Annotated in this window: 17 protein-coding genes; 10 read left to right on the top strand and 7 right to left on the bottom strand. The window is 60.0% G+C overall.

Annotated elements, in window-relative coordinates:
* Nucleotides 1-15: 15 nt before the first annotated feature.
* Nucleotides 16-294, bottom strand: coding sequence for a DUF1652 domain-containing protein (locus ACTYOL_RS13685; protein ID WP_081311661.1), 279 nt, complete (start codon nucleotides 292-294; stop codon nucleotides 16-18).
* A 323-nt stretch (nucleotides 295-617) separates the two neighbouring features.
* Between ACTYOL_RS13685 and ACTYOL_RS13690 the strand changes: the two genes are divergently transcribed.
* Complete coding sequence (locus ACTYOL_RS13690; RefSeq protein ID WP_054890681.1) at nucleotides 618-845, top strand: DUF6555 family protein; 228 nt, start codon at nucleotides 618-620, stop codon at nucleotides 843-845.
* 42 nt (nucleotides 846-887) lie between these two features.
* Here the strand turns inward: ACTYOL_RS13690 and ACTYOL_RS13695 are convergent, their stop codons facing one another.
* Complete coding sequence (locus ACTYOL_RS13695) at nucleotides 888-1,757, bottom strand: pirin family protein (protein WP_444756430.1); 870 nt, start codon at nucleotides 1,755-1,757, stop codon at nucleotides 888-890.
* A 195-nt stretch (nucleotides 1,758-1,952) separates the two neighbouring features.
* Here ACTYOL_RS13695 and ACTYOL_RS13700 point away from each other — a divergent pair, with 195 nt between their 5' ends.
* A complete protein-coding gene (locus tag ACTYOL_RS13700; protein ID WP_197890823.1) occupies nucleotides 1,953-3,008 on the top strand; it encodes a HEAT repeat domain-containing protein in 1,056 nt (351 codons plus the stop codon).
* Between the two features lie 100 nt (nucleotides 3,009-3,108).
* On the top strand, nucleotides 3,109-4,701 hold the full coding sequence (locus ACTYOL_RS13705) for a response regulator (protein WP_444756431.1): 1,593 nt from the start codon (nucleotides 3,109-3,111) through the stop codon (nucleotides 4,699-4,701).
* A 6-nt stretch (nucleotides 4,702-4,707) separates the two neighbouring features.
* On the opposite strand, the gene ACTYOL_RS13710 is transcribed toward ACTYOL_RS13705, so the two are convergent.
* Nucleotides 4,708-6,777, bottom strand: a complete 2,070-nt coding sequence (locus ACTYOL_RS13710; RefSeq protein ID WP_200602382.1) for a hybrid sensor histidine kinase/response regulator — start codon at nucleotides 6,775-6,777, stop codon at nucleotides 4,708-4,710.
* Nucleotides 6,778-7,118: 341 nt separating this feature from the next.
* Between ACTYOL_RS13710 and ACTYOL_RS13715 the strand changes: the two genes are divergently transcribed.
* Nucleotides 7,119-7,925, top strand: a complete 807-nt coding sequence (locus tag ACTYOL_RS13715) for a CSS-motif domain-containing protein (protein ID WP_444756432.1) — start codon at nucleotides 7,119-7,121, stop codon at nucleotides 7,923-7,925.
* Between the two features lie 16 nt (nucleotides 7,926-7,941).
* On the opposite strand, the gene hppD is transcribed toward ACTYOL_RS13715, so the two are convergent.
* Entirely contained in the window at nucleotides 7,942-9,018 is a 1,077-nt protein-coding gene (hppD, locus tag ACTYOL_RS13720; RefSeq protein ID WP_063544992.1) for a 4-hydroxyphenylpyruvate dioxygenase, read from the bottom strand.
* Between the two features lie 308 nt (nucleotides 9,019-9,326).
* Between hppD and ACTYOL_RS13725 the strand changes: the two genes are divergently transcribed.
* Together ACTYOL_RS13725 and rarD are read left to right on the top strand one after the other, a co-directional pair.
* A complete protein-coding gene (locus ACTYOL_RS13725; protein WP_444756433.1) occupies nucleotides 9,327-10,913 on the top strand; it encodes an EAL domain-containing protein in 1,587 nt (528 codons plus the stop codon).
* 33 nt (nucleotides 10,914-10,946) lie between these two features.
* The gene (rarD, locus tag ACTYOL_RS13730) at nucleotides 10,947-11,834 is read left to right on the top strand and encodes an EamA family transporter RarD (protein WP_197890817.1); all 888 of its coding nucleotides are present in this window, start codon (nucleotides 10,947-10,949) and stop codon (nucleotides 11,832-11,834) included.
* Here the strand turns inward: rarD and ACTYOL_RS13735 are convergent.
* Nucleotides 11,797-13,368: a TerC family protein gene (locus ACTYOL_RS13735; RefSeq protein ID WP_197890815.1), complete on the bottom strand. Its 1,572-nt coding sequence runs from the start codon at nucleotides 13,366-13,368 to the stop codon at nucleotides 11,797-11,799. The genes rarD and ACTYOL_RS13735 overlap by 38 nt on opposite strands.
* 262 nt (nucleotides 13,369-13,630) lie before the next feature.
* Between ACTYOL_RS13735 and ACTYOL_RS13740 the strand changes: the two genes are divergently transcribed.
* Nucleotides 13,631-14,215 carry a LysE family translocator gene (locus ACTYOL_RS13740; RefSeq protein ID WP_153773716.1) on the top strand — a complete coding sequence of 195 codons (585 nt, stop codon included), beginning with the start codon at nucleotides 13,631-13,633 and terminating at the stop codon, nucleotides 14,213-14,215.
* A gap of 5 nt (nucleotides 14,216-14,220) precedes the next feature.
* On the opposite strand, the gene ACTYOL_RS13745 is transcribed toward ACTYOL_RS13740, so the two are convergent.
* Nucleotides 14,221-15,000 carry an AraC family transcriptional regulator gene (locus ACTYOL_RS13745; RefSeq protein ID WP_197890813.1) on the bottom strand — a complete coding sequence of 260 codons (780 nt, stop codon included), beginning with the start codon at nucleotides 14,998-15,000 and terminating at the stop codon, nucleotides 14,221-14,223.
* Nucleotides 15,001-15,010: 10 nt separating this feature from the next.
* Entirely contained in the window at nucleotides 15,011-15,553 is a 543-nt protein-coding gene (locus ACTYOL_RS13750) for a helix-turn-helix domain-containing protein (RefSeq protein ID WP_065863688.1), read from the bottom strand.
* 151 nt (nucleotides 15,554-15,704) lie between these two features.
* Here ACTYOL_RS13750 and ACTYOL_RS13755 point away from each other — a divergent pair, with 151 nt between their 5' ends.
* The 3 genes from ACTYOL_RS13755 (at nucleotide 15,705) to ACTYOL_RS13765 (ending at nucleotide 19,301) form a co-directional block, all read left to right on the top strand.
* Nucleotides 15,705-16,487: an aldolase gene (locus tag ACTYOL_RS13755; protein WP_153773718.1), complete on the top strand. Its 783-nt coding sequence runs from the start codon at nucleotides 15,705-15,707 to the stop codon at nucleotides 16,485-16,487.
* A 33-nt stretch (nucleotides 16,488-16,520) separates the two neighbouring features.
* A complete protein-coding gene (locus ACTYOL_RS13760) occupies nucleotides 16,521-17,411 on the top strand; it encodes a dihydrodipicolinate synthase family protein (protein WP_197890812.1) in 891 nt (296 codons plus the stop codon).
* 135 nt (nucleotides 17,412-17,546) lie between these two features.
* Nucleotides 17,547-19,301: a hypothetical protein gene (locus tag ACTYOL_RS13765; protein WP_197890811.1), complete on the top strand. Its 1,755-nt coding sequence runs from the start codon at nucleotides 17,547-17,549 to the stop codon at nucleotides 19,299-19,301.
* The last annotated feature ends 17 nt before the right edge of the window (nucleotides 19,302-19,318 follow it).

Consider the following 19,318-nt stretch of genomic DNA (forward strand, 5'->3'; position numbering starts at 1 on the left):
CCGCCCGGGATCAGGCTATATAAGAGCCTTCTGGGTAGTCACCTTGAGGTCAGGTGCATGCCCCACTCGTTGCGCGCCACGCAACTGCCCGACCAAACCGACCAGGTCACGACAACTGTTAAGGCTATCGAGCGGTATGCCTGTCAGAGTGTAGCCATCCTCCAGGCTCTCACCCCGTCCCAGGCGAATGGTCAGGCTGACGCCATCGGGGCTACTCACCTCGCACCGATCGGGCAGACAGGCCTGCTCGATCAACTGACGCATCTCCAGCATCGAAACGCCGATCAACGACATGTCATGACCCTCTCTTCAATGGATTGCCTTTGATGGGACTACACGTTGTGCAGGTGTAGCGCCAATTGATAGTGCTCATGTCCCCGCCGGCAGCCCATTCATCCTGGCAATGTCCAACGCGCAAAAGCCTTATCCACTCTAGTGAGTGGAACCATGGCGCGATGGCTCGTTCGATTGGTTGCCTGGGCGATGCGACAAACGGCAGCAAAAGTACCGTTCGTCGTGTGCAACGAAGATTTTGCAAACTTTACCGTCTGGCTCGATTTCACAGCATCAAGCCATGGACCGTCGTGTTGCGCGTTGCGCTGAGGAATCGGGTAGCGATGATTGATGCAAAACTGTTCGTGATCGACTATGCGCTGCACGGCGAGCACAAGTCGTTCATCATTCGCGCCGAACGTATGGATAATGCCGAGGCCTGGCATTGGGCAAGTTGCGATGCCGGCGTCGGCAAAATCGGCCGCTATGGCCGAGAAAAGATCAAGAAAGTCAGTAGACCCATGGCCGAGCGCTATGGCATCAGCGAGGTGAGCTGGCGCGCCTCTGGCTGAAATTGGCTTGTGGCAGCGCCAGATACCCCTCATGACGTGCGTTCAGGATTTCACCATCTGCCCAAAACGCCCTGCGTGGAAGTCGTCGAATGCTTCGGCGATTTGAGCCTGGGAGTTCATCACGAACGGGCCATAACCAACGATCGGCTCATCGATCGGTTCGCCACTGAGCAACAACAAGGTGGCGTCTTCCAGTGCAGTCACGCTGGCATGTTCGCCATTGCGCTCCAGCAACACCAGGCTGGCCGGGCTGACGTCCTGCTGGTCGTTAACCCGTATCGACCCGCGCAGTGCAACCAGCGCGGCATTACGCCCCAGCGCAATCGGCAAATGCAGCGTTGCCCCAGCCTGCAAACGCACGTCCCACACATCCATGGACGTGAACGTCCGGGCAGGTCCCCGGTGTCCACGGTAATCGCCTGCGATCACCCGCAGGCTGCCGATACCCTCGCCTAGCGCTACTCGGGGAATCTCAGCATCCAGTAGCGTCTGGTAACCCGCCGGAGTCAGTTTGTCGCGGGCAGGCAAGTTGACCCACAGCTGCACCATCTCAAGCACGCCACCGCTGCGGGCAAAGGCCGGCGAATGGAATTCTTCATGGATGATGCCATTGGCTGCGGTCATCCACTGCACGTCGCCAGGGCCGATCAAGCCGCCGGCGCCGGTGGAGTCTCGGTGTTGGAGTTCTCCCTGGTAGACAATGGTCACGGTGTCGAAGCCGCGATGCGGGTGCTGGCCGACTCCGCGACGGGCGTTGGTCGGCGGGAACGTGTGAGGGCCAGCGTAGTCCAGCATCAGGAACGGGCTGATATGGCGTGCCAGTTGATCGTAAGTGAACAGACTGCGCACGGGGAAACCATCCCCAACCCAATGGGCGTGAGGACTACGGTGAATACCCAGAATCTTTTTCACGAGATATCTCCTCTCTTGGCTGGCAAGTATTCTACCGATGAACACAATGATGCATTAGGCGGACAAAATAGCTTTATTTGTCTCATATGCAGGACAATCCTTCCCTGCACCTTCCAATCCGAAGGCTTGCCCGGCCCCGTTGCATTTAGCCGCCGGCTGCCCCAAGCTCAGCCCTTCCTGACCCCGGTACCACTAATGCCCAAACGTAGCCGCTACCTGATCGCACTGCTGCTCATCCTGGCGATCCCAGGGGTGATCGGTTATTTGTGGCGCGCGCCGAAACCGGTGCCCTCCAGCCTGCCGCCGCAGAGCTATGCCAAGGCACTGCGCCAGGCGCACGAAGGTCTTCCGGGGGCAGCCCGGGTGCTCTACCAACAGTTGCAACGCAAGGACCTGCCGCCGATCCGGCGCGCTGCGCTCTACGCCGAACTCCCTCACTACCCCTCCCCCCAGGCGCTGAAACTGGCCCAGCAGGACCTCGACCACGGTGATCCCCTTGTACGCCGTGCGGCGATCACCAGCATCCGGCGCCTGCTGCCACCAGCCCAACGCAGTCTGGTCCTCGGCCCTTTGCTCGAGGATGACGACCAGAACGTACGGTTCGCCGTGGTGGATGCATTGCTGGGCCTGGACCCCGATGCCATCGGCCTGTATTTCCGACCGCTGCAGGCGGCCTTGGAGCAATACCAACAAGCACTCGAACAGCGACCCGACGATGCCGAGGCACAAGTCCACCTGGCGCGGCTGTACCTTCACGAACAGGATTACCCACAGGCCGAAGCGGCGCTTCAGCGCAGCCTTGCTCTGGCACCGCAGGATCTGCAAGCGCTTGCAACGCGGGTACGCCTGCTGGAGCGCCAAGGCCAGCACGACGCCTCCCGCGAGGTGCTGGGCAAAGCCCTGGCGCTGCGCCCGGACTCTGCGTTTCTGCAATATGAACTGGGCCTGTGGCTCACCCGCCATGATCAACAGGAATACGCCTTGCTGGCTTTTTCCCGAGCCGTGGAACTCGAGCCGGACAATGCCGACTACCGCTACACGTTGGCCGTCACCCTGCATGACCTTGAACAGGTCGAAGCAGCACAAAAACAGCTGGAAACCCTGCTCGACCGCCAGCCCGCCAATCGTCGAGCTCGGGTACTGCTGATTCGCTACTGGAAGGAAACCGGGCAGATACAGAATGTACAAGTCTTGCTCGCCGAACTTGAGCGACAGAACCCAGACGATCCCTATTTGCAACAAGGTTTGTAGAACCGGTTTGAACCTCGGCGGAACGCTGGTGGTCCAGTGGGTAGTAGGACGCTGAACGCACGGCCATTTCCGGCCAGGCCACTGCCCTGGGAGATTCGTCTTGTCCGGTTCGTTGTCGTTGGACGAACGCACCCTGATCCTCGCACCCGAGCAGGTTGCAGCGACCGTCGCCAACCTGTTGTCTGGCAGCGGTATCGCATGCCTGTGTACAAGCGACAAGCAGCGCTTTGGCCTATGGCTGGCAGAGGGTGTTGCCGTGGTAATCGTCGACTCGCAGGCTTTGTCCGACAACCCGCAGTCACCCCTGCACCTGTTCATCGAGGGTCAACCCGAATGGTCCGACCTGCCGGTATTGCTGCTCAACACCCATGCGACGACCGTTAATGTGTCGATGTTGCAAGGGTTGGGTAATCTGTCGTACCTGAGTTACCCGTTCGACGAACAGCAACTTTTGGGCGCTACGAACCAAGCTCTGCGCGCTCGGCGTCGACAGTACATGGCGCGCAACGCGTTGAGCGCGCTGCACCAGCGCCTGGAAAGCCTACAGACTGGCGACCAGGTCCGACACCAGACTCGCAAGATGGAAGCTATTGGCCAGTTGGCCGGCGGCGTTGCCCATGACTTCAACAATCTGCTGACCAGCATCGGCGGTAGCTTCGAATTGATCGACAGGCGTCTGCAGCAAGGACGCACCGAAGGGCTCGACAAAGTCCTGCGCATGGGGCAAGACGCCGTAGCCCGCGGGGCGACGCTGACTCACAGGCTGCTGGCCTTTTCTTCCCGTCAATCGCTGCAGAGCCAGGCGGTGGACCTGCATGCCCTGCTCCAGCCTGCGCGGTTGCAGGCTATATTGGGCAGTTCGGTGAAACTGTCCTTGCGCGTGTCGGATGAACTCTGGCCAGTCGAGGCAGACGACAAGCAGTTACGCGAATCGTTGAACAACCTGCTGCTCAACGCCCGGGAAGCCATGCCCAGCGGGGGGCGGCTGTCTATCGAAGCCAGCAACCAGCACATCGACGCTGCACAGTTCCAAGATGCTGGCTTGAGCAGCGGCGACTACCTGCAACTGACCATCAGCGACACTGGCCAGGGCATGTCGCAAGGCACCCTGGAACATGCCTTCGAACCCTTTTTCAGTACCAAGCCCGTGGGCCAGGGCATAGGCCTGGGCTTGTCGATGGTCTATGGGTTCAGCAAACAGTCCCACGGCCATGTCACGGTGGACAGCCAGATTGGCCGGGGCACGCGGGTGGATCTCTACCTGCCGCGCTGCCTGGGCATCCCGCCGCAGGCCTTGGGGGCTGCAAGTACGCCGACGGCAGGGAACTGCCGCGAGGTGTTGATCGTCGAGGACGATCGCGAAGTGCGCGAGCTGCTCTGCCAGGCTCTGTGTGATGACGGCTTCCCCTGCCAAAGCGCCTGCAACGCTACGCAGGCGCTGCACCTTCTGCGTTCCCCCCAGCCCATCGCACTGCTTATCAGCGATGTCGGACTGCCAGGCATGAATGGTCGACAGCTGGCCGAGATTGCTCGCACACTACGACCGAACCTGCCTGTCCTGTTCATTACCGGTTACGCGGAAACGGCCATGTCCCGCGAAGGCTTCCTCGCCCCTGGCATGCAACTGATCTGCAAACCCTTCGAGCTGAACCAGCTGAGCCAGCGCGTGGCACAGATGCTCGGCGAAGCATGATCGCCGTCAGGGCTCGAGCATCCGCTGAACCTGGACCGCGAGGCTTTCCAGCGAGAACGGCTTGAGCATGAGTGCGGTGCCTGGCTGGTCGAGAAGGCTGCGTTCGAGAGGCTGCGCGGTGTATCCGGTAATGAACAGGATTTTCTGAAGGGGTTTGGCCTGGCGAATCGTCTTGCCCACCTGGCGTCCGCTCATACCACCTGGCAAACCGATATCGGTGATCACCAGATCGAATACACCACTCTCACGATAGTGCTCCAGCGCCATACCGGAATCACTGGCTTCGATGACGTCAAAACCATGCTCTACCAGCACCTCCTTCATCAATGACCGTAAATTCCCCTCGTCGTCGACCAACAGTATTCGCTCAGTCCTGCCCTGCTTCAACGCAGGCACCTCTCCCTCTTCATTGACTACAGGCAACTCGCCTGGGTGGCGCGGGAACAGGAGTGTGACCTGAGTACCCTTCCCTGGCGTCGACTCGATCCACACATAACCCCCGGACTGGCGAGCAAATCCGTAGATCATCGGCAGCCCAAGCCCGGCGCCACGACCTTTGGGCTTGGTGGTGAAGAACGGCTCGAAAGCACGGCTCACCGCGTCTGCGGGCATGCCCTGCCCATCATCCTGGACGTGAATGGCGACATAATCCCCGGCAGGGATGCTCTCATCGTGCTCCACCCCATTCTCAAATCGTTCGTTGGCCGTCCGAATAGTCAAGCAACCCCTTTCAACCACCGCATCCTGGGCATTGCTGCACAGGTTGAGAATCGCAACCTCCAACTGCCCAGGATCGACCTGCACTGGCCAGGGCGCTACGTCCAGTTGCCAGTTCAATGCGAATTCTGGCCCGAGAGCCTGATGGATCAATGGCTCAAGATCTTGCAACAGGCCGTTCACATCGAGTAGTCGCGGTCGCAATGGTTGGCTGCTGGAAAATGCCAGCAACCGATGGGTCAGCGCCATCGCACGCTGTACCGACTCGCGCGCCACATGGACGTACTCATCGATGCGCTCCAAGCGTCCCTGGCCCAAGCGACGCTGGAGCAACTCGAGGCTACCGCCAATGCCCGCCAATAGATTGTTCATCTCATGCGCCATGCCGCCCGCCAATTGGCCAACGGTTTCCATTCGCTGCCTATCACGCAGCAGGCTTTGGGCCTCGCGCAAGATCGTGGTGCGCTCCTCGGTAATATCCCGCCCTACTGCAATCAGCACGTCGCCCTCGGGCCGCGCACTCCAACTCATCCAACGGTAGTACCCATCCTTGTGCCTGAGCCGCGACTCCACCTGTTCGATCACCTTGCCCAGCAGCAGATCATTGATCGCCAGGCGGACCTCCGCACGATCAGCGGGATGCACAAGATCGACGAGCGCAATCGCGTTCAGTGACTGCTGTTCCCATCCCAGCACCCGATGCCATGCGTCGTTCGCGGCCAGCAGTTCGAGATCGCGGCTGACGATGATCATCGCATCCCGTGACAGGCGCCAGAGAGGATCACTGTTGGGTAGATGACACCCGACCTGTTGCTCGAAGCTCTGCGCCAGTTCACGCCACTGGCGGATTTGCTCCAAGCTGGCAGTGGTATCGATCGCGGTGTGCAAAAACCCGGCAACCGTACCTTCCTCATCGCGCACGGGGGCGTAACCGAACGCGAACCAGGCATGTTCACCGCTCTCACGATAACGCACCTGGATGGGCGACTCGTCGACAAAACTGGCCCTCCCCTCCAGCGCCTGGAAGACCCGTGGGCCCATTCGCTCCCATTCAACATGCCACAGCTGATCAAAACGTTCCCCTACCTGGCGCTGGTCGTCAGCCAGCAACGCCAGGTAGCTCTGGCTGGGAATCAGAGTCAGTTCCTTGCCCCAGGCCAGTGCGCAGGGAAAGGGCGACAAAAGCATGATATCCACCGCGATACGTAGCGAGGGAGGCCACTGCGACAATGGGCCCAGCGGAGTGCTGCCCCAATCGAAGTGGAGAATATGTTCAGCGCGCACCTCGACCGAGGGTGACGGCGAAACCAGATGTATGACTTGTGTGGCGCCCTTTCGCGCCTGTTCATCGGCAGCCAAGAACAATGCTCCCGGCAAAGGCACCAAGTGGCATGAGCACGTTGGCTGGCAGGGTTTCCGAATCCATGGCAACTCCTGAAGATCATGAAATACCTGAAGGCTAGCACATTGCTATAGAGAACAGCCCGAACACGATTGCACTGATCAGCCTGCACCTTTATCGGCCAGCAGGCTTTTTCAAGGCACGGGTCAAGGAGCAAATGATCTAGCGACTCCATCAACCGTAATCAATCGCACAGGCAAGGGGTGGTTTGTCTCCCCCCATTCACGACATGACTTACAGCGTCACTGGATACACAAGAGCAAGCTTCTTCATTCATCGAAACGATAGGGAGAAGTCAATGAGCATTTCCAGGTATCTGAACCACCGCGTGACCAATCTCATGCTCTCCGTATTGATCGGCACAACCCCCGTGATCTCGGGATTGGTGGTCATGGACTACCAAATGCACAGACAGCTTGAGAAAAAATCGAAGGTCTCCATCGAAGAAGCCGTGTTCGCTATCGATCGTGTACTCGATAGCCTACATAGCGCGGCACTGCAGGCGCAGCCGCTGAGTACCCAGCCATGCAGTGAAGTTCAACAAGAACTGGAGAACCAGGCCAGGCGTAACCCGCGGATTCACTCGTTGGTGTTGACCCGCAACGACATCGGATTTTGCAGTAGCCTGGGCACAAAGCCTTTGTACACGCCTCACTTCGCAAAGGGCGAATACCTGAAACTCAACATGAATTCACCGACCATCCCCAACGGTATTCTCGTGGAGTACCGCTTGGTCGCCGATAACCATTCAGTTATCGCCAGCACCTACGGGCTCGAGCTACGCAACGAACTGCGCGGCTTCAAGGACGGGGTCGTGTTGGAACTTGAGTTTGGCGACCTTTACATCTCGGCCAAAGGTGACAGCCGTAACGAAGTACGCCCCTCGCTGTCGGAGTTCTCGCAGAGCGGCGTATCGGAAAAGTACGGTTACCTCGTCAGAGCGGGTTATCCTGATGGTTTTACGGCTCGCGAGTCACACTATATCAGGACAAATATCATGCCCTCCCTCGTACTTATCGGCCTGTTCACCTCGGTGCTCGTACTTTGGAGCCTCTTGCGTAAACGATACCCTGTCAAAGGGGTGTTGCCGGTCACTGACCGGTAACACCCTGTTCACAAGGCTAGTCGACGTTAAGCACGCCGCGCCGAACCTGATCGCGCTCAATGGACTCGAACAGCGCCTTGAAATTACCTTCGCCAAAGCCATCATCGCCCTTGCGCTGGATGAACTCGAAGAATACCGGCCCCAGCAGGGTTTCCGAGAAGATCTGCAGCAACAGGCGTTTGTCGCCAGGCGCGGACGCACCATCGAGCAGAATACCCCGAGCCTGTAGCTGATCGACGGGCTCGCCATGCCCCGGCAGGCGCTCTTCGAGCATCTCGTAGTAGGTCTGTGGCGGCGGGGTCATGAAACGCGTGCCGATGGCCTTGAGAGCATCCCAGGTCTTGAGCAGGTCGTCGGTCAGGAAGGCCACGTGCTGAATACCTTCTCCATTGAACTGCATCAGGAACTCTTCGATCTGGCCCGAGCCCTTGGACGATTCCTCGTTCAGCGGAATACGGATCATGCCGTCCGGCGCAGTCATGGCGCGCGAGGTCAGCCCGGTGTACTCGCCCTTGATGTCGAAATAGCGGATCTCGCGGAAATTGAACAACTTCTCGTAAAAGCCTGCCCAATAGCTCATTCGCCCACGGTAGACGTTGTGCGTGAGGTGATCGATGATCTTCAGCCCCGCGCCTGCCGGATTGCGGTCAACGCCTTCGATAAAGTTGAAGTCGATGTCATAGATCGAGCTGCCTTCCTCGAAACGATCGATCAGGTACAGCGGCGCACCGCCGATGCCCTTGATCGCTGGCAGCCGCAGCTCCATCGGGCCCGTTTCGATTTCGACCGGCTGAGCCCCCAACTCCAGCGCGCGGGCATAGGCTTCATGCGCATTGCGCACGCGGAATGCCATACCGCAAACGGACGGACCATGCTCGGCAGCAAAGTAGGAAGCGATGCTCTTGGGCTCGTTGTTCAGGATCAGGTTGATGCCACCCTGGCGATAGAGGTGGACATCCTTGGAGCGGTGAGTGGCCACCTTTGTGAAGCCCAATGCCTGGAATACCGGTTCCAGCACGCCAGGAGTGGGCGAAGCGAACTCGATGAACTCAAAGCCCATCAGGCCCATCGGGTTGTCGAAGATATCAGCCATGTTCGTGTCCTCATCTACAGCAAAAAAAACGGTGTCAAACGCTTGGGATGTCGGACAGATGAGGTGGTGAGCAGGGAATACCCCTCACGCTGCGGGAGAGGAAATCGCCATAGAGAAGCTTGAACCCGTGATATGCCATATGGACCTGGTCTCGGCTGGGTCGGCTTTCCAGAAGGGAAAGACCTTATTCTTGTATTCGTAAACTGATTCTACAGTGCGTAATTTCCTTTGTCGCGCATTAGTTCGGTACTCCGCCGAAGGTCCGAGCTATCCTTGTGCAACCACCAGTCATACAAGTCTAGACCCGCATGCCTCTTACGGTTAAACGCACTGCTCGCTGGAGCTGGCGCCGCCTGCTGCCCTGGGCGGTCGGCACACTGCCAATCCTGTGCGGCCTGGCGATCATGCACTGGCAGATCGAACGCGATCTGCGAGACAACAGCCAGGCCACCGTCCAGCAGGTCGTCAACCATGTGGAGCGTATCCTGGATGGTGTCTCCAAGGCGGCGCAAGTGCTGTTGCCTCTGGCCGGACGCCCGTGTAGCGAAGTCACACTGGCTTTGCGCGAGCAAGTGACGCGCAATGCGTTCGTACGCTCCACCAACCTGTTTGACCACGACACCCTGTATTGCTCCTCGCTGTTGGGCGATTACGACGAACCGGTCAACCCCCTCGACTACACCGAAGGTCAGCTGTGGCTGATGGATGGCAATTCGATCACGCCCGGCCATCCCCTATTGGTGTATCGCACCGGTCAGGAGGGCCGCGGAGCCATCGCCACGGTCGATGGCGACCACCTGCTCACGGCCCTGCGCTTGATTGCCGATGACGAAACGCTAGGGGTTCAGATCGGCAGGCACTGGTTGGGTGCCGACGGCCTCGTGCATACCGGCACCCCTCCGACAGCCGCCAGCGCACACGTCTCTCAATACTCGGCACGCTACCCGTTCAGCGTCCACGGTGGCTATGGTCCGGACAAACCGATGGAAGTGCTGCGCAGCCAGTACCCGGCGCTGCTGGGCCTTCTATTGGTCATTGGCGCGTTGATCGGTCTGGCCTGTCGTTGGCAACTGCGACGTGCCTCGTCGTCAAGGGCCGAGTTGAACCGGGCGCTGGAGGCGAACGAGTTCATCCCATACTTTCAGCCGGTGGTGCGCAAGGGTGACTACCGCTGGGCCGGCGCCGAGATACTGATGCGCTGGCAACACCCGCACGAGGGATTGGTGCGCCCCGACCTGTTCATCCCCTACGCCGAGCACAGTGGGCAGATCGTGCCCATGACCCGTGCTCTGATGCTGCTTACCGCCCAAGGCCTGGCGCCCTATTCGGCGCTGATGGAGGACGGCTTCCACATCGGCATCAACATCACCGCCGACCACTGCCGCGACCTGGGACTGCTTGACGATTGCCGCACCTTTCTCCAGCACTTTCCACCTGGCCGAGTGATCCTGACCCTGGAGTTGACCGAACGCAAACTGATCGAAGCGACGCCGATCACCCTGGAGCTGTTCGAAAAGCTTCACCAGATGGGCGTGATGATTGCCCTGGACGACTTCGGCACCGGCCAGTCCAGCCTCAACTACCTGCGGCAGTTCAAGATCGATTACCTGAAGATCGACCAGAGTTTCGTCGCCATGATCGGCAGCGATGCACTGTCACAGCACATCCTCGACACCATCATCGACCTGTCGACCAAGCTGGGGCTGGGCATTGTCGCCGAGGGCGTGGAAACCGACATTCAGCGTGATTACCTTGCGCGACAACAGGTGGATTTCCAGCAAGGCTACCTTTACGCCCGGCCAATGCCACTGGAAGAATTCCTTCAGGCGCTCGCTGCACAGCCTGCCAGCTTGCGGTTGCCCCAGGGCGTCCCCCCTGAGATCATGCCCGGCTGATTCGTCCGTTTACTTTCTGCAACCGAGGCTTTCGTGTCAAAAGGCATCATCTCGTCTGTCATGGCATCCTGTCTGTTCGCCGTGATGTACTTCTATACCTCCATGCTCGCACCGCTCGACGGCGAGGAGATCTTCGGCTGGCGCACCCTGCTGACCCTCCCGTGCCTCACCCTGTTCATGCTGCTCAGCAAGGACTGGAAGCATGTCGGCGAGCTGCTGGCGCGCGTTCGCCAGACCCCTCGCCTGTTACTGGGCATGGTCGGCACGTCATGGCTGCTGGGTGTCCAGCTATGGCTGTTCCTCTGGGCGCCGCTGCACGGGCGTAGCCTTGAGGTGTCGATGGGGTATTTCCTGCTGCCGCTGGCCATGGTCCTGACCGGCAGAGTGGCCTATGGCGAGCGCCTGTCACGCTTGCAGAAGCTGGCGGTAGGCTGCGCCGCGCTTGGCGTTGGTCACGAGCTGTACCAGCATGGCAGTTTCGCCTGGGAGACGCTGGTGGTTGTGATCGGCTATCCGATCTATTTCGTGCTGCGCCGACGCTGCCGCACCGACCACCTGGGCGGCTTGTGGTGCGACATGTGCCTGTTGCTGCCATGGGCCTTGTACTTCGTGATCCAAGGCCCGCTGTCGAGTGCCGACCTGGCTGCACATCCAGGCCTGTACGCCCTGATCCCGCTGCTGGGAGCGATCAGCGCTTCGGCGCTGATCGTCTACGTGCTCGCCAGTCGCCTGCTGCCGTTCGGTCTGTTCGGCCTGCTCAGCTACGTCGAACCGGTGCTGCTGGTCGGCGTAGCCCTGCTACTGGGCGAGAGCATCGCGCCTGACCAGTGGCTGACCTACCTGCCGATCTGGGCTGCGGTGCTGGTGCTGGTGCTCGAAGGCATCAAGCACCTGCTGCGTCAGCGTCGTCGGTCGGTGTAAGACGCACCTGGCGCACCCGCCTCTCCTCCACCGCCACCACCGTCATGGTCCAGCCGTTCCAGGCCAGTTGATCGCCTACCACCGGCAGGCGATCCAGCAGGCTCATCACCAAGCCCGCCAGGGTCTGGTAATCCTCGGTGGCGCGGGCGACGAAGCCGGTACGCGCCTGAACCTGGCTCAGGTTCAGGGCACCACTGACCACGAAACCGCCCGACTCCTCGACGATCCCCGGTCCTTCCACCTCACTGGCGTCTGGTAATTCGCCAGCAATGGACTCGAGGATGTCGGTCATGGTCAGTACGCCGGTGAAGTCACCAAATTCGTTGACCACGAAGGCAATGTGGGTGGACTGACCACGCATCTGCTCCAGCGCGTTGAGAATACTGAAACTCTCCAGCAGGTTCAGCGGTGTACGCACCATGCTTTCAAGGTCTGGCTGATTGCCCGAGAGCAATTCCTTGAGCAACTCCTTCTTGTGCACAAAGCCCAGTGGCTCGTCGATACGACCGTCACGAATCAACGGCAGTCGCGAGTATGGCGAGTTGACCAAGACCTGCGTAATGGCTTCATCCGACAGCGCCAGATCAATGGCATCCACCTCGGCACGGACGGTCATCACGGTGCGTATCGGTCGCTCGGCCAGGTTCAGCACACCGCTGATCATCACCCGCTCGCGGCGGTCGAACAGCACCTGCTCTTCCCCCCCTTCGACCAGGTCGGCGATCTCCTCGCCCACTTCATCGGCCTCGATGCGTCGCCCACCCAGCAAGCGCAGTACAGCATGCGCGGTGCGCTCGCGCAGCGGCTTGTGCTGCTGCAGGCTGCGTTTGCGGCGGGCCCGTGCCACCTGGTTGAACAGCTCGATCAGGATCGAGAAACCGATAGCCGCATACAGATAGCCTTTAGGGATATGGAAGCCCAGGCCTTCGGCAGTCAGGCTGAAACCGATCATCATCAGGAAGCCCAGGCACAGCATGATCACCGTCGGGTGGGCGTTGACGAAACGGGTCAGCGGCTTGCTGGCAACGATCATGATACCGATGGAGAAGATCACTGCGATCATCATCACCGAGAGCTGCTCGACCATGCCAACGGCCGTGATCACCGCATCCAGCGAGAACACCGCATCGAGTACGACGATCTGCGCGACGATGGGCCAGAAGGCAGCGTGACGCACAGCGCCGGTGCTCTGGGCCACATGCCCTTCCAGGCGCTCGTGCAACTCCATGGTGGCCTTGAACAACAGGAACACACCACCGAACAGCATGATCAGGTCACGGCCAGAGAAGCTCTTGCCCCAGACCTCGAACAACGGCGCGGTCAGGGTCACCATCCACGAGATGGAGGCCAACAAGCCCAGGCGCATCAGCAGTGCCAAGGTCAACCCGATCACCCGGGCACGGTCGCGCTGATGCGGCGGCAACTTGTCGGCGAGGATTGCGATGAACACCAGGTTGTCGATACCCAGCACCAGCTCGAGGACGATAAGCGTCAACAGGCCTAGCCAGGCCGTGGGGTCAGCTAGCCATTCCATTAGCGGGTACTCTCGGGAGAAACGTCACGAAGACGCGGAAAGGATGGCCAGGACGGCCGAAGACTGGGGGGCTCCGCGAAGGTGCTCATAAATACCTTGATAGAAATTTGGGAAGGTGATCCTACAATCGAAGCAGGTTTTCCTGACAGTGTGAAACTATTACAAAAGCTGTAACAGCTCCGTTTGAGCACTTTCGTTCAATACCAGGGCCTCAAAGGTGAGCCAGGATGCGTGACCTCATTCGACATCAAGGAAGCCTTTCATGAGCCTGTCACTGTCCATGGCCGCCTTCGCCTTGGCGGCCTCGATTTCTCCTGGCCCTGTGAATATAGTCGCCCTCGGCAGTGGTGCACGTCATGGGCTGCGTGCCAGCCTGGGCCATGCTGCCGGCGCCAGCCTGGGGTTCTGCCTGCTGCTGGTACTGATCGGCCTGGGGCTGCATGAAGTGCTGCTGCGCTGGCCAGTGTTAAGCCGCCTGCTGCATTGGGGTGGGGTGCTGTTCCTGTTGTACATGGCCTGGAAGCTGTCCAGCGACAACGGCCAGCTGAACGCCAGCCATCAGACGCAGGCGCCCTCGTTCTGGCACGGTGCTGTGATGCAGTGGCTCAACCCCAAGGCCTGGCTGGCTTCAGTGGCCGGAATCGGCGCCTATACCGGCGGCGACCAGCAACTGCTGTGGCTGTTCACCTGGCTGTATGCACCCATCTGCTTCGTCTCAGTGGCCAGCTGGGCGTGGGCTGGCAGCGTGATCAGTCAGTACCTGGGTAACCCACGTCGCATGCGTCTGTTCAATCGCGGGTTGGCGGTACTGCTGGTCGCCAGCGCGGTGTACCTGGTACTGGGCTAACGCGCTCAACCGCCGCTGCGGTAATGCCCTGGCGTGGCGGCCAGATGCTGCTTGAAAGCCCGCTGCAGATGCGCCTGATCGGCAAAGCCCGCCTCCAGCGCCACCTCGGCGATCCCGCGTCCGCGACGCAATTGCGCCCGGGCGTGCTGTACCCGCTGGTCGACCAGATACCCATGGGGCGTCAAGCCAAAGCGTCGACGGAACGCGCGAATCAGATACGCCCGCGACAATCCCGCGGCGGCGCAGATATCGTCAAGGCTCAAAGGGTCGAGGCGATGGGCACGAATGAAGGCCGCTGCCGTCTCCAGACGCGGATGTGCCTGCGAATGCACGCCGGGCGCTGCCTCTAGGTATCCCGGCAGTGCCTTGAAGAACGCCTTCAGCATCGTTTCACTGACGTCGGTATCGCCATCGAACAGCCCGGCGAAGAGCTGCAACAGACGCGCATAGAGCGCTGGCGACTCGCTGTAGGTTGCCTGGGGCAGGACGAAGCCCTGCGCCTCAAGCCAGGGCAGGTCGACGTACAACATCAGGTACGACCAGACCTCACCCTCGATCGGATTGCACGCATGTACCACACCGGGGTTCATCAGCACCGTAGCGCCGGCCGCAAGCTCGCGCCAGGTATCGCCGGACAGATAGCTGCTGCGCCCGCCCGTCACCACACCCACGGAAAAACCTTCATGCGAATGCGGGCCATAGCAGACCTGGCGCCCATCTCCCACCCGCCGCGCCTCGACGAAGGGCAGCGCTGGATCGCGCCAGAACCGCGACACCTCGATCATCGTCCGCGCCTCACGCCTCACCGCCTTGTACCACGACCAGCAACTGCGCCTGGCATTCACCGACCGAGCGCAGCCGATGCGGTGTCTGCGCGTTGAAATGCAGGGCATCGCCCTGCTCCAGCAACACCCGCTCAGACATGAAATCGACCTCGACCTGGCCCGCATGGACGAACAGAAATTCCTCGCCCTGGTGCTCCTTGAACGTGGGATCACTGAAATCGCGGGGTGGCTGAACAAGAAAGGGTAACAGGCTGCGCTGCCCGATCTGTGACGTCAGCACCGTATAACCCGGGCCAGCACCATCACCCACCAGGGCCTGGCGCTCACCGCTGCGCACCAGGCTGTAGCGCGCCTGGAGGTTGTGATCTTCGGCAAACAATTCTTCGACATTGACGTTCAATGCCCTGGCCAGCTTCAACGCCGCCGCGATCGAAGGGGTGTTCAACCCACGCTCGACCTTCGACAGGTAGCTCTTGGTCATGCCGGATTTCTCAGCCAGCACCTCCAGGGTAATGCCCAGTTTCTTTCTCAGCAGTTTCAAGCGGATAGACATGCGGCGCGGTTTTCCCGTGTGAACGGCCTTGCTAATGACACTTTGTGTCATGTAGATTGTTTTGTGTCATGTGATTGACCGCCCCTCTCCCGATCAAAGCAGCGGGGCGGGCAAGCACTGGCATCATCAGCACGCCACAGAGGATATCCCCATGGCCAACACCCTGACACTCGGCAAAGAGCAACTGGTGCACAAAGCGCTGGCACAGATGCAAGGCTCACTCGCCGATAATACGTGGACTGTACGCGAAAAGCTGGCCCTGGCCTGTCGAATTCTCTTCGACCATGGCCATGATTCAGGCCTGGCCGGGCAGATCAGCGCCCGTGGCCCGCAACCCGGCACGTTCTACACCCAGCAACTGGGCCTGGGCTTCGACGAGATCAGTGCCAGCAACCTGCTGCTGGTCAACGAAGACCTGGAGGTGCTCGAAGGCCAAGGCATGCCCAACCCCGCCAACCGCTTTCACAGCTGGGTGTACCGCGCCCGGCCAGATGTGAACTGCATCATCCACACCCACCCCACCCACGTTGCCGCCCTGTCGATGCTGGAGGTGCCGCTGCAGGTCTCACACATGGACCTGTGCCCGCTGTACGACGATTGCGCGTTCCTCGGCGCCTGGCCTGGCGTACCGGTGGGCAACGAAGAAGGCGAGATCATCAGCCAGGCCCTGGGTGACAAGCGCGCCATCCTGCTTTCGCACCACGGCCAGCTGTCCACCGGCACCAGTATCGAGCAGGCTTGCGTCTATGCCCAATTGATCGAACGCGCCGCGCGCCTTCAGTTGCTGGCGATGTCCGCCGGCAGCATCAAATCCATCGACCCGCAGCTTGGTCGTGAAGCCCACGACTGGATCGACCGCCCCAAGCGCCACGGCGCCTCGTTCAACTACTTCGCCCGGCAGAGCCTGCGCAAACACGCCAACTGCCTTGACTGACCCCTGAATGCCTTGCTTGCGGAGCCATCCATCATGACCACAGAATTCCACGGTATCATCGGCTACACCATCACTCCGTTCAGCCAGGACGGCGAACAGCTCGACCTGCCTGCCCTGGGCCAGTCCATCGATCGCCTCATCGACAGCGGCGTACACGCGATCGCCCCGCTGGGCAGCACCGGTGAAGGCGCCTACCTGAGCGACAGTGAATGGCATCAAGTCGCTCAATACAGCCTCGAACGCATTGCCAAGCGCGTGCCCAGCATCGTCAGCGTCTCCGACCTGACCACCGCTGGCGCGATCCGCCGCGCCCGCTTCGCCCAGCAGCACGGTGCCGATGCGGTGATGGTGCTGCCTTCAGCCTACTGGAAGCTCAGTGCAGCCGAGATCCTCACGCACTACCGCAGCATCGGCGCTGCGGTCGACCTGCCGATCATGCTCTACAACAACCCCGCCACCAGCGGCACTGATATGCCGGTGGAACTGATCCTGCGCATTGTCCGCGAGGTGGACAACGTCACCATGGTCAAGGAGAGTACTGGCGACATCCAGCGCATGCACAGGCTGCAGCTGCTCGGAGAAGGCCAGGTGCCGTTCTACAACGGCTGCAATCCGCTGGCGCTGGAGGCTTTCGTGGCCGGAGCAAAAGGCTGGTGCACTGCAGCGGCCAATCTCATTCCACAACTGAACCTGCAGCTGTACCAGGCGGTACTCGACGCCGACCTCAAGCAAGCACAGGCGTTGTTCTACCACCAATTGCCATTGCTGGACTTCATTCTCAAAGGCGGCTTGCCAGCGACCATCAAGGCCGGATTGGCCATGACCGGGCTGCCGGTGGGTGAACCACGTCGACCGGTGTTCGGGCTCGATGAGCAAACTCGCGACACCTTGGAGCGCCTGCTGCACGACCTGCGCAGCCATTGAAGGCCTGGAGATCACTGCACGCCATACGATTGATAGGTGTGACTCCCCCCTACAACTGACAAATTTGCCAGTTGTAGGGGCGAGAAAGCCGAGCTTAAATTCCGCCCAACATCCAACAAGATGAAGGGGCGCGACATGCCAGGCAAGGCTCGAGTCTTTGTATATTGCTGTGCCATTTTTGGCGTATTTGGCCAACTGCCCTCCTTCGCCGCCGCCCCCCCTAATGAACAGCAGGGCGAGCAAGGACCCAGCCAGGCGGCGCCCGCCACGATCCTGGACCAGTCCACGCTGCAGATCGCCGAGCAACCATCGCTGATCGACCGGCTCAACCTGCGCTACAACAATGTAGTGGAGCACTGCGATGACGGTGCTTCGGCCTTGCACTGCAGCGGTATCATCCTGCGCCGCTCCACCTTCAACCCCAACTTCAGCTTCTGGACTCACAGCCCTGCGGCCAAAGCACTCGGTTCGGTGACTTTTTCCTGGTTGCGTGCCGACGGCACCAGCAACAGCAACGACTTGTCCAGCGGTTTCATATTCATGGATAACAGCACCGCGCGTGCTGCTGGCTATGCGCTGCAGACGCCGCGTTGTATCTACCCGTTCATGGCTGGCACCCAAGGGGCCGCCGCGGGTCGATGGCTGCATGGGTGCGGCCCGACCAAAACCGAGATCTGGCAACACAAGGACGAAAGTTCCTGCATGATCAAGGCCACACCCGCGACCGACCCAGACGGTTGGGCTGCCGATTTCAAAGGCGGCGGGTTGGATCGCAGCAAACAGTGCTCTCTGAGTGTCCAGGTACCGGAACAACTGATCACCAGCCTGAAGGTGCGGGCGTCTCACAGTGACATTGCCAAGGCCTATGGCAACGAACTGCTGATTCCCACATGGGACGAAAATTACTCAAAACAGCTGCCGATCGAGGCGTTTTTCTACAACACCGCCAAAAGCGGAGCCTTCGAAAATTCCCTCAACTTGCGCGATGCCTTCTACAAGGAAACCTTCCGCCTGGTCCCCATCGTAGGGCTGGACCTTGGCGCCACTGACAAGCAAGTTTTCAAACCGCTCAGCCGCGATCAGCAAGGCATAGCAACTGCCAATGGCCTGAACCTGCGTTATGCCAACACACTAAACGATTGCGAATTCAAGGCGCCACTCTACTGCGCCGGCGTGATCCTGCGCACCACGACATTCTCCCCCAACTTCCGAGCATGGAATCCAAGCCAGAAATCCGTAGACAGCGGCGCAGTGTCGTTCTCGTACCTGAGAACGGATCTGGGTATCACGACGCTTGCATGGAACACGCTGAACCAAGGGCTGATCTTCAACGAGCTCGACGCCGTCAAGCAACCGCGCATGTATCCGATCACACCGCTGTGCATGTACCCCACCGATGCCGCAAGTTGGAATCGAGGTGCGAATGGCTGTGGCATTCATAGTCAATATGGCGCGATCAGCGACAAATGCGCACCGCAGAATATTACAAACCTGGAACAACTTCAGCGTCACTTCCATTCGGTAGCCGACAACGGTGCCTACTTCAACGAGCGCAACAAACATCAATGCAGCCTTGCCATCAACCTAACTGAATTCAATCTCGCGTCGGTATCGCGCAAGTCCATGCTCAATGCCCAGCAGCAACTTCACCATAACGAGCTGATCGTGGGGACCTGGCCGCAAAACATTCCTGACCTGCTGCCGCTTGAGGCGTTCTTCTATCAGTACAAGGATGACAATACCGCCAAACCAGCCATTGAGCAGGCCAAGGGCATGCAACAGGACTTGCTGACCACTGCCAACGGCCTGTGGAAGCCCGTGATCCGCCTCAATCTGGCAGCCCCAAGCGGTGGTGCGTTCGCGACATACCGGGCACAAGATCAGAACTGATCGTTCCTCGCCTGTCC

Origin of the sequence: Pseudomonas sp. A014, from assembly GCF_052378495.1 — a bacterium.
In the GTDB taxonomy this organism is placed as follows: Bacteria; Pseudomonadota; Gammaproteobacteria; order Pseudomonadales; family Pseudomonadaceae; genus Aquipseudomonas; species Aquipseudomonas machongensis.

Excerpts from the sequence above, each read along its gene's own strand:
- ACTYOL_RS13725 (WP_444756433.1), top strand. The coding sequence starts at position 9,327 with ATGCCTCTTACGGTTAAACGCACTGCTCGCTGGAGCTGGCGCCGCCTG.
- ACTYOL_RS13735 (WP_197890815.1), bottom strand. The coding sequence starts at position 13,368 with ATGGAATGGCTAGCTGACCCCACGGCCTGGCTAGGCCTGTTGACGCTT.
- ACTYOL_RS13690 (WP_054890681.1), top strand. The coding sequence starts at position 618 with ATGATTGATGCAAAACTGTTCGTGATCGACTATGCGCTGCACGGCGAG.
- hppD (WP_063544992.1), bottom strand. The coding sequence starts at position 9,018 with ATGGCTGATATCTTCGACAACCCGATGGGCCTGATGGGCTTTGAGTTC.
- ACTYOL_RS13685 (WP_081311661.1), bottom strand. The coding sequence starts at position 294 with ATGTCGTTGATCGGCGTTTCGATGCTGGAGATGCGTCAGTTGATCGAG.
- ACTYOL_RS13760 (WP_197890812.1), top strand. The coding sequence starts at position 16,521 with ATGACCACAGAATTCCACGGTATCATCGGCTACACCATCACTCCGTTC.
- ACTYOL_RS13750 (WP_065863688.1), bottom strand. The coding sequence starts at position 15,553 with ATGTCTATCCGCTTGAAACTGCTGAGAAAGAAACTGGGCATTACCCTG.
- ACTYOL_RS13700 (WP_197890823.1), top strand. The coding sequence starts at position 1,953 with ATGCCCAAACGTAGCCGCTACCTGATCGCACTGCTGCTCATCCTGGCG.
- ACTYOL_RS13755 (WP_153773718.1), top strand. The coding sequence starts at position 15,705 with ATGGCCAACACCCTGACACTCGGCAAAGAGCAACTGGTGCACAAAGCG.
- ACTYOL_RS13765 (WP_197890811.1), top strand. The coding sequence starts at position 17,547 with ATGCCAGGCAAGGCTCGAGTCTTTGTATATTGCTGTGCCATTTTTGGC.
- ACTYOL_RS13740 (WP_153773716.1), top strand. The coding sequence starts at position 13,631 with ATGAGCCTGTCACTGTCCATGGCCGCCTTCGCCTTGGCGGCCTCGATT.
- ACTYOL_RS13715 (WP_444756432.1), top strand. The coding sequence starts at position 7,119 with ATGAGCATTTCCAGGTATCTGAACCACCGCGTGACCAATCTCATGCTC.
- ACTYOL_RS13745 (WP_197890813.1), bottom strand. The coding sequence starts at position 15,000 with ATGATCGAGGTGTCGCGGTTCTGGCGCGATCCAGCGCTGCCCTTCGTC.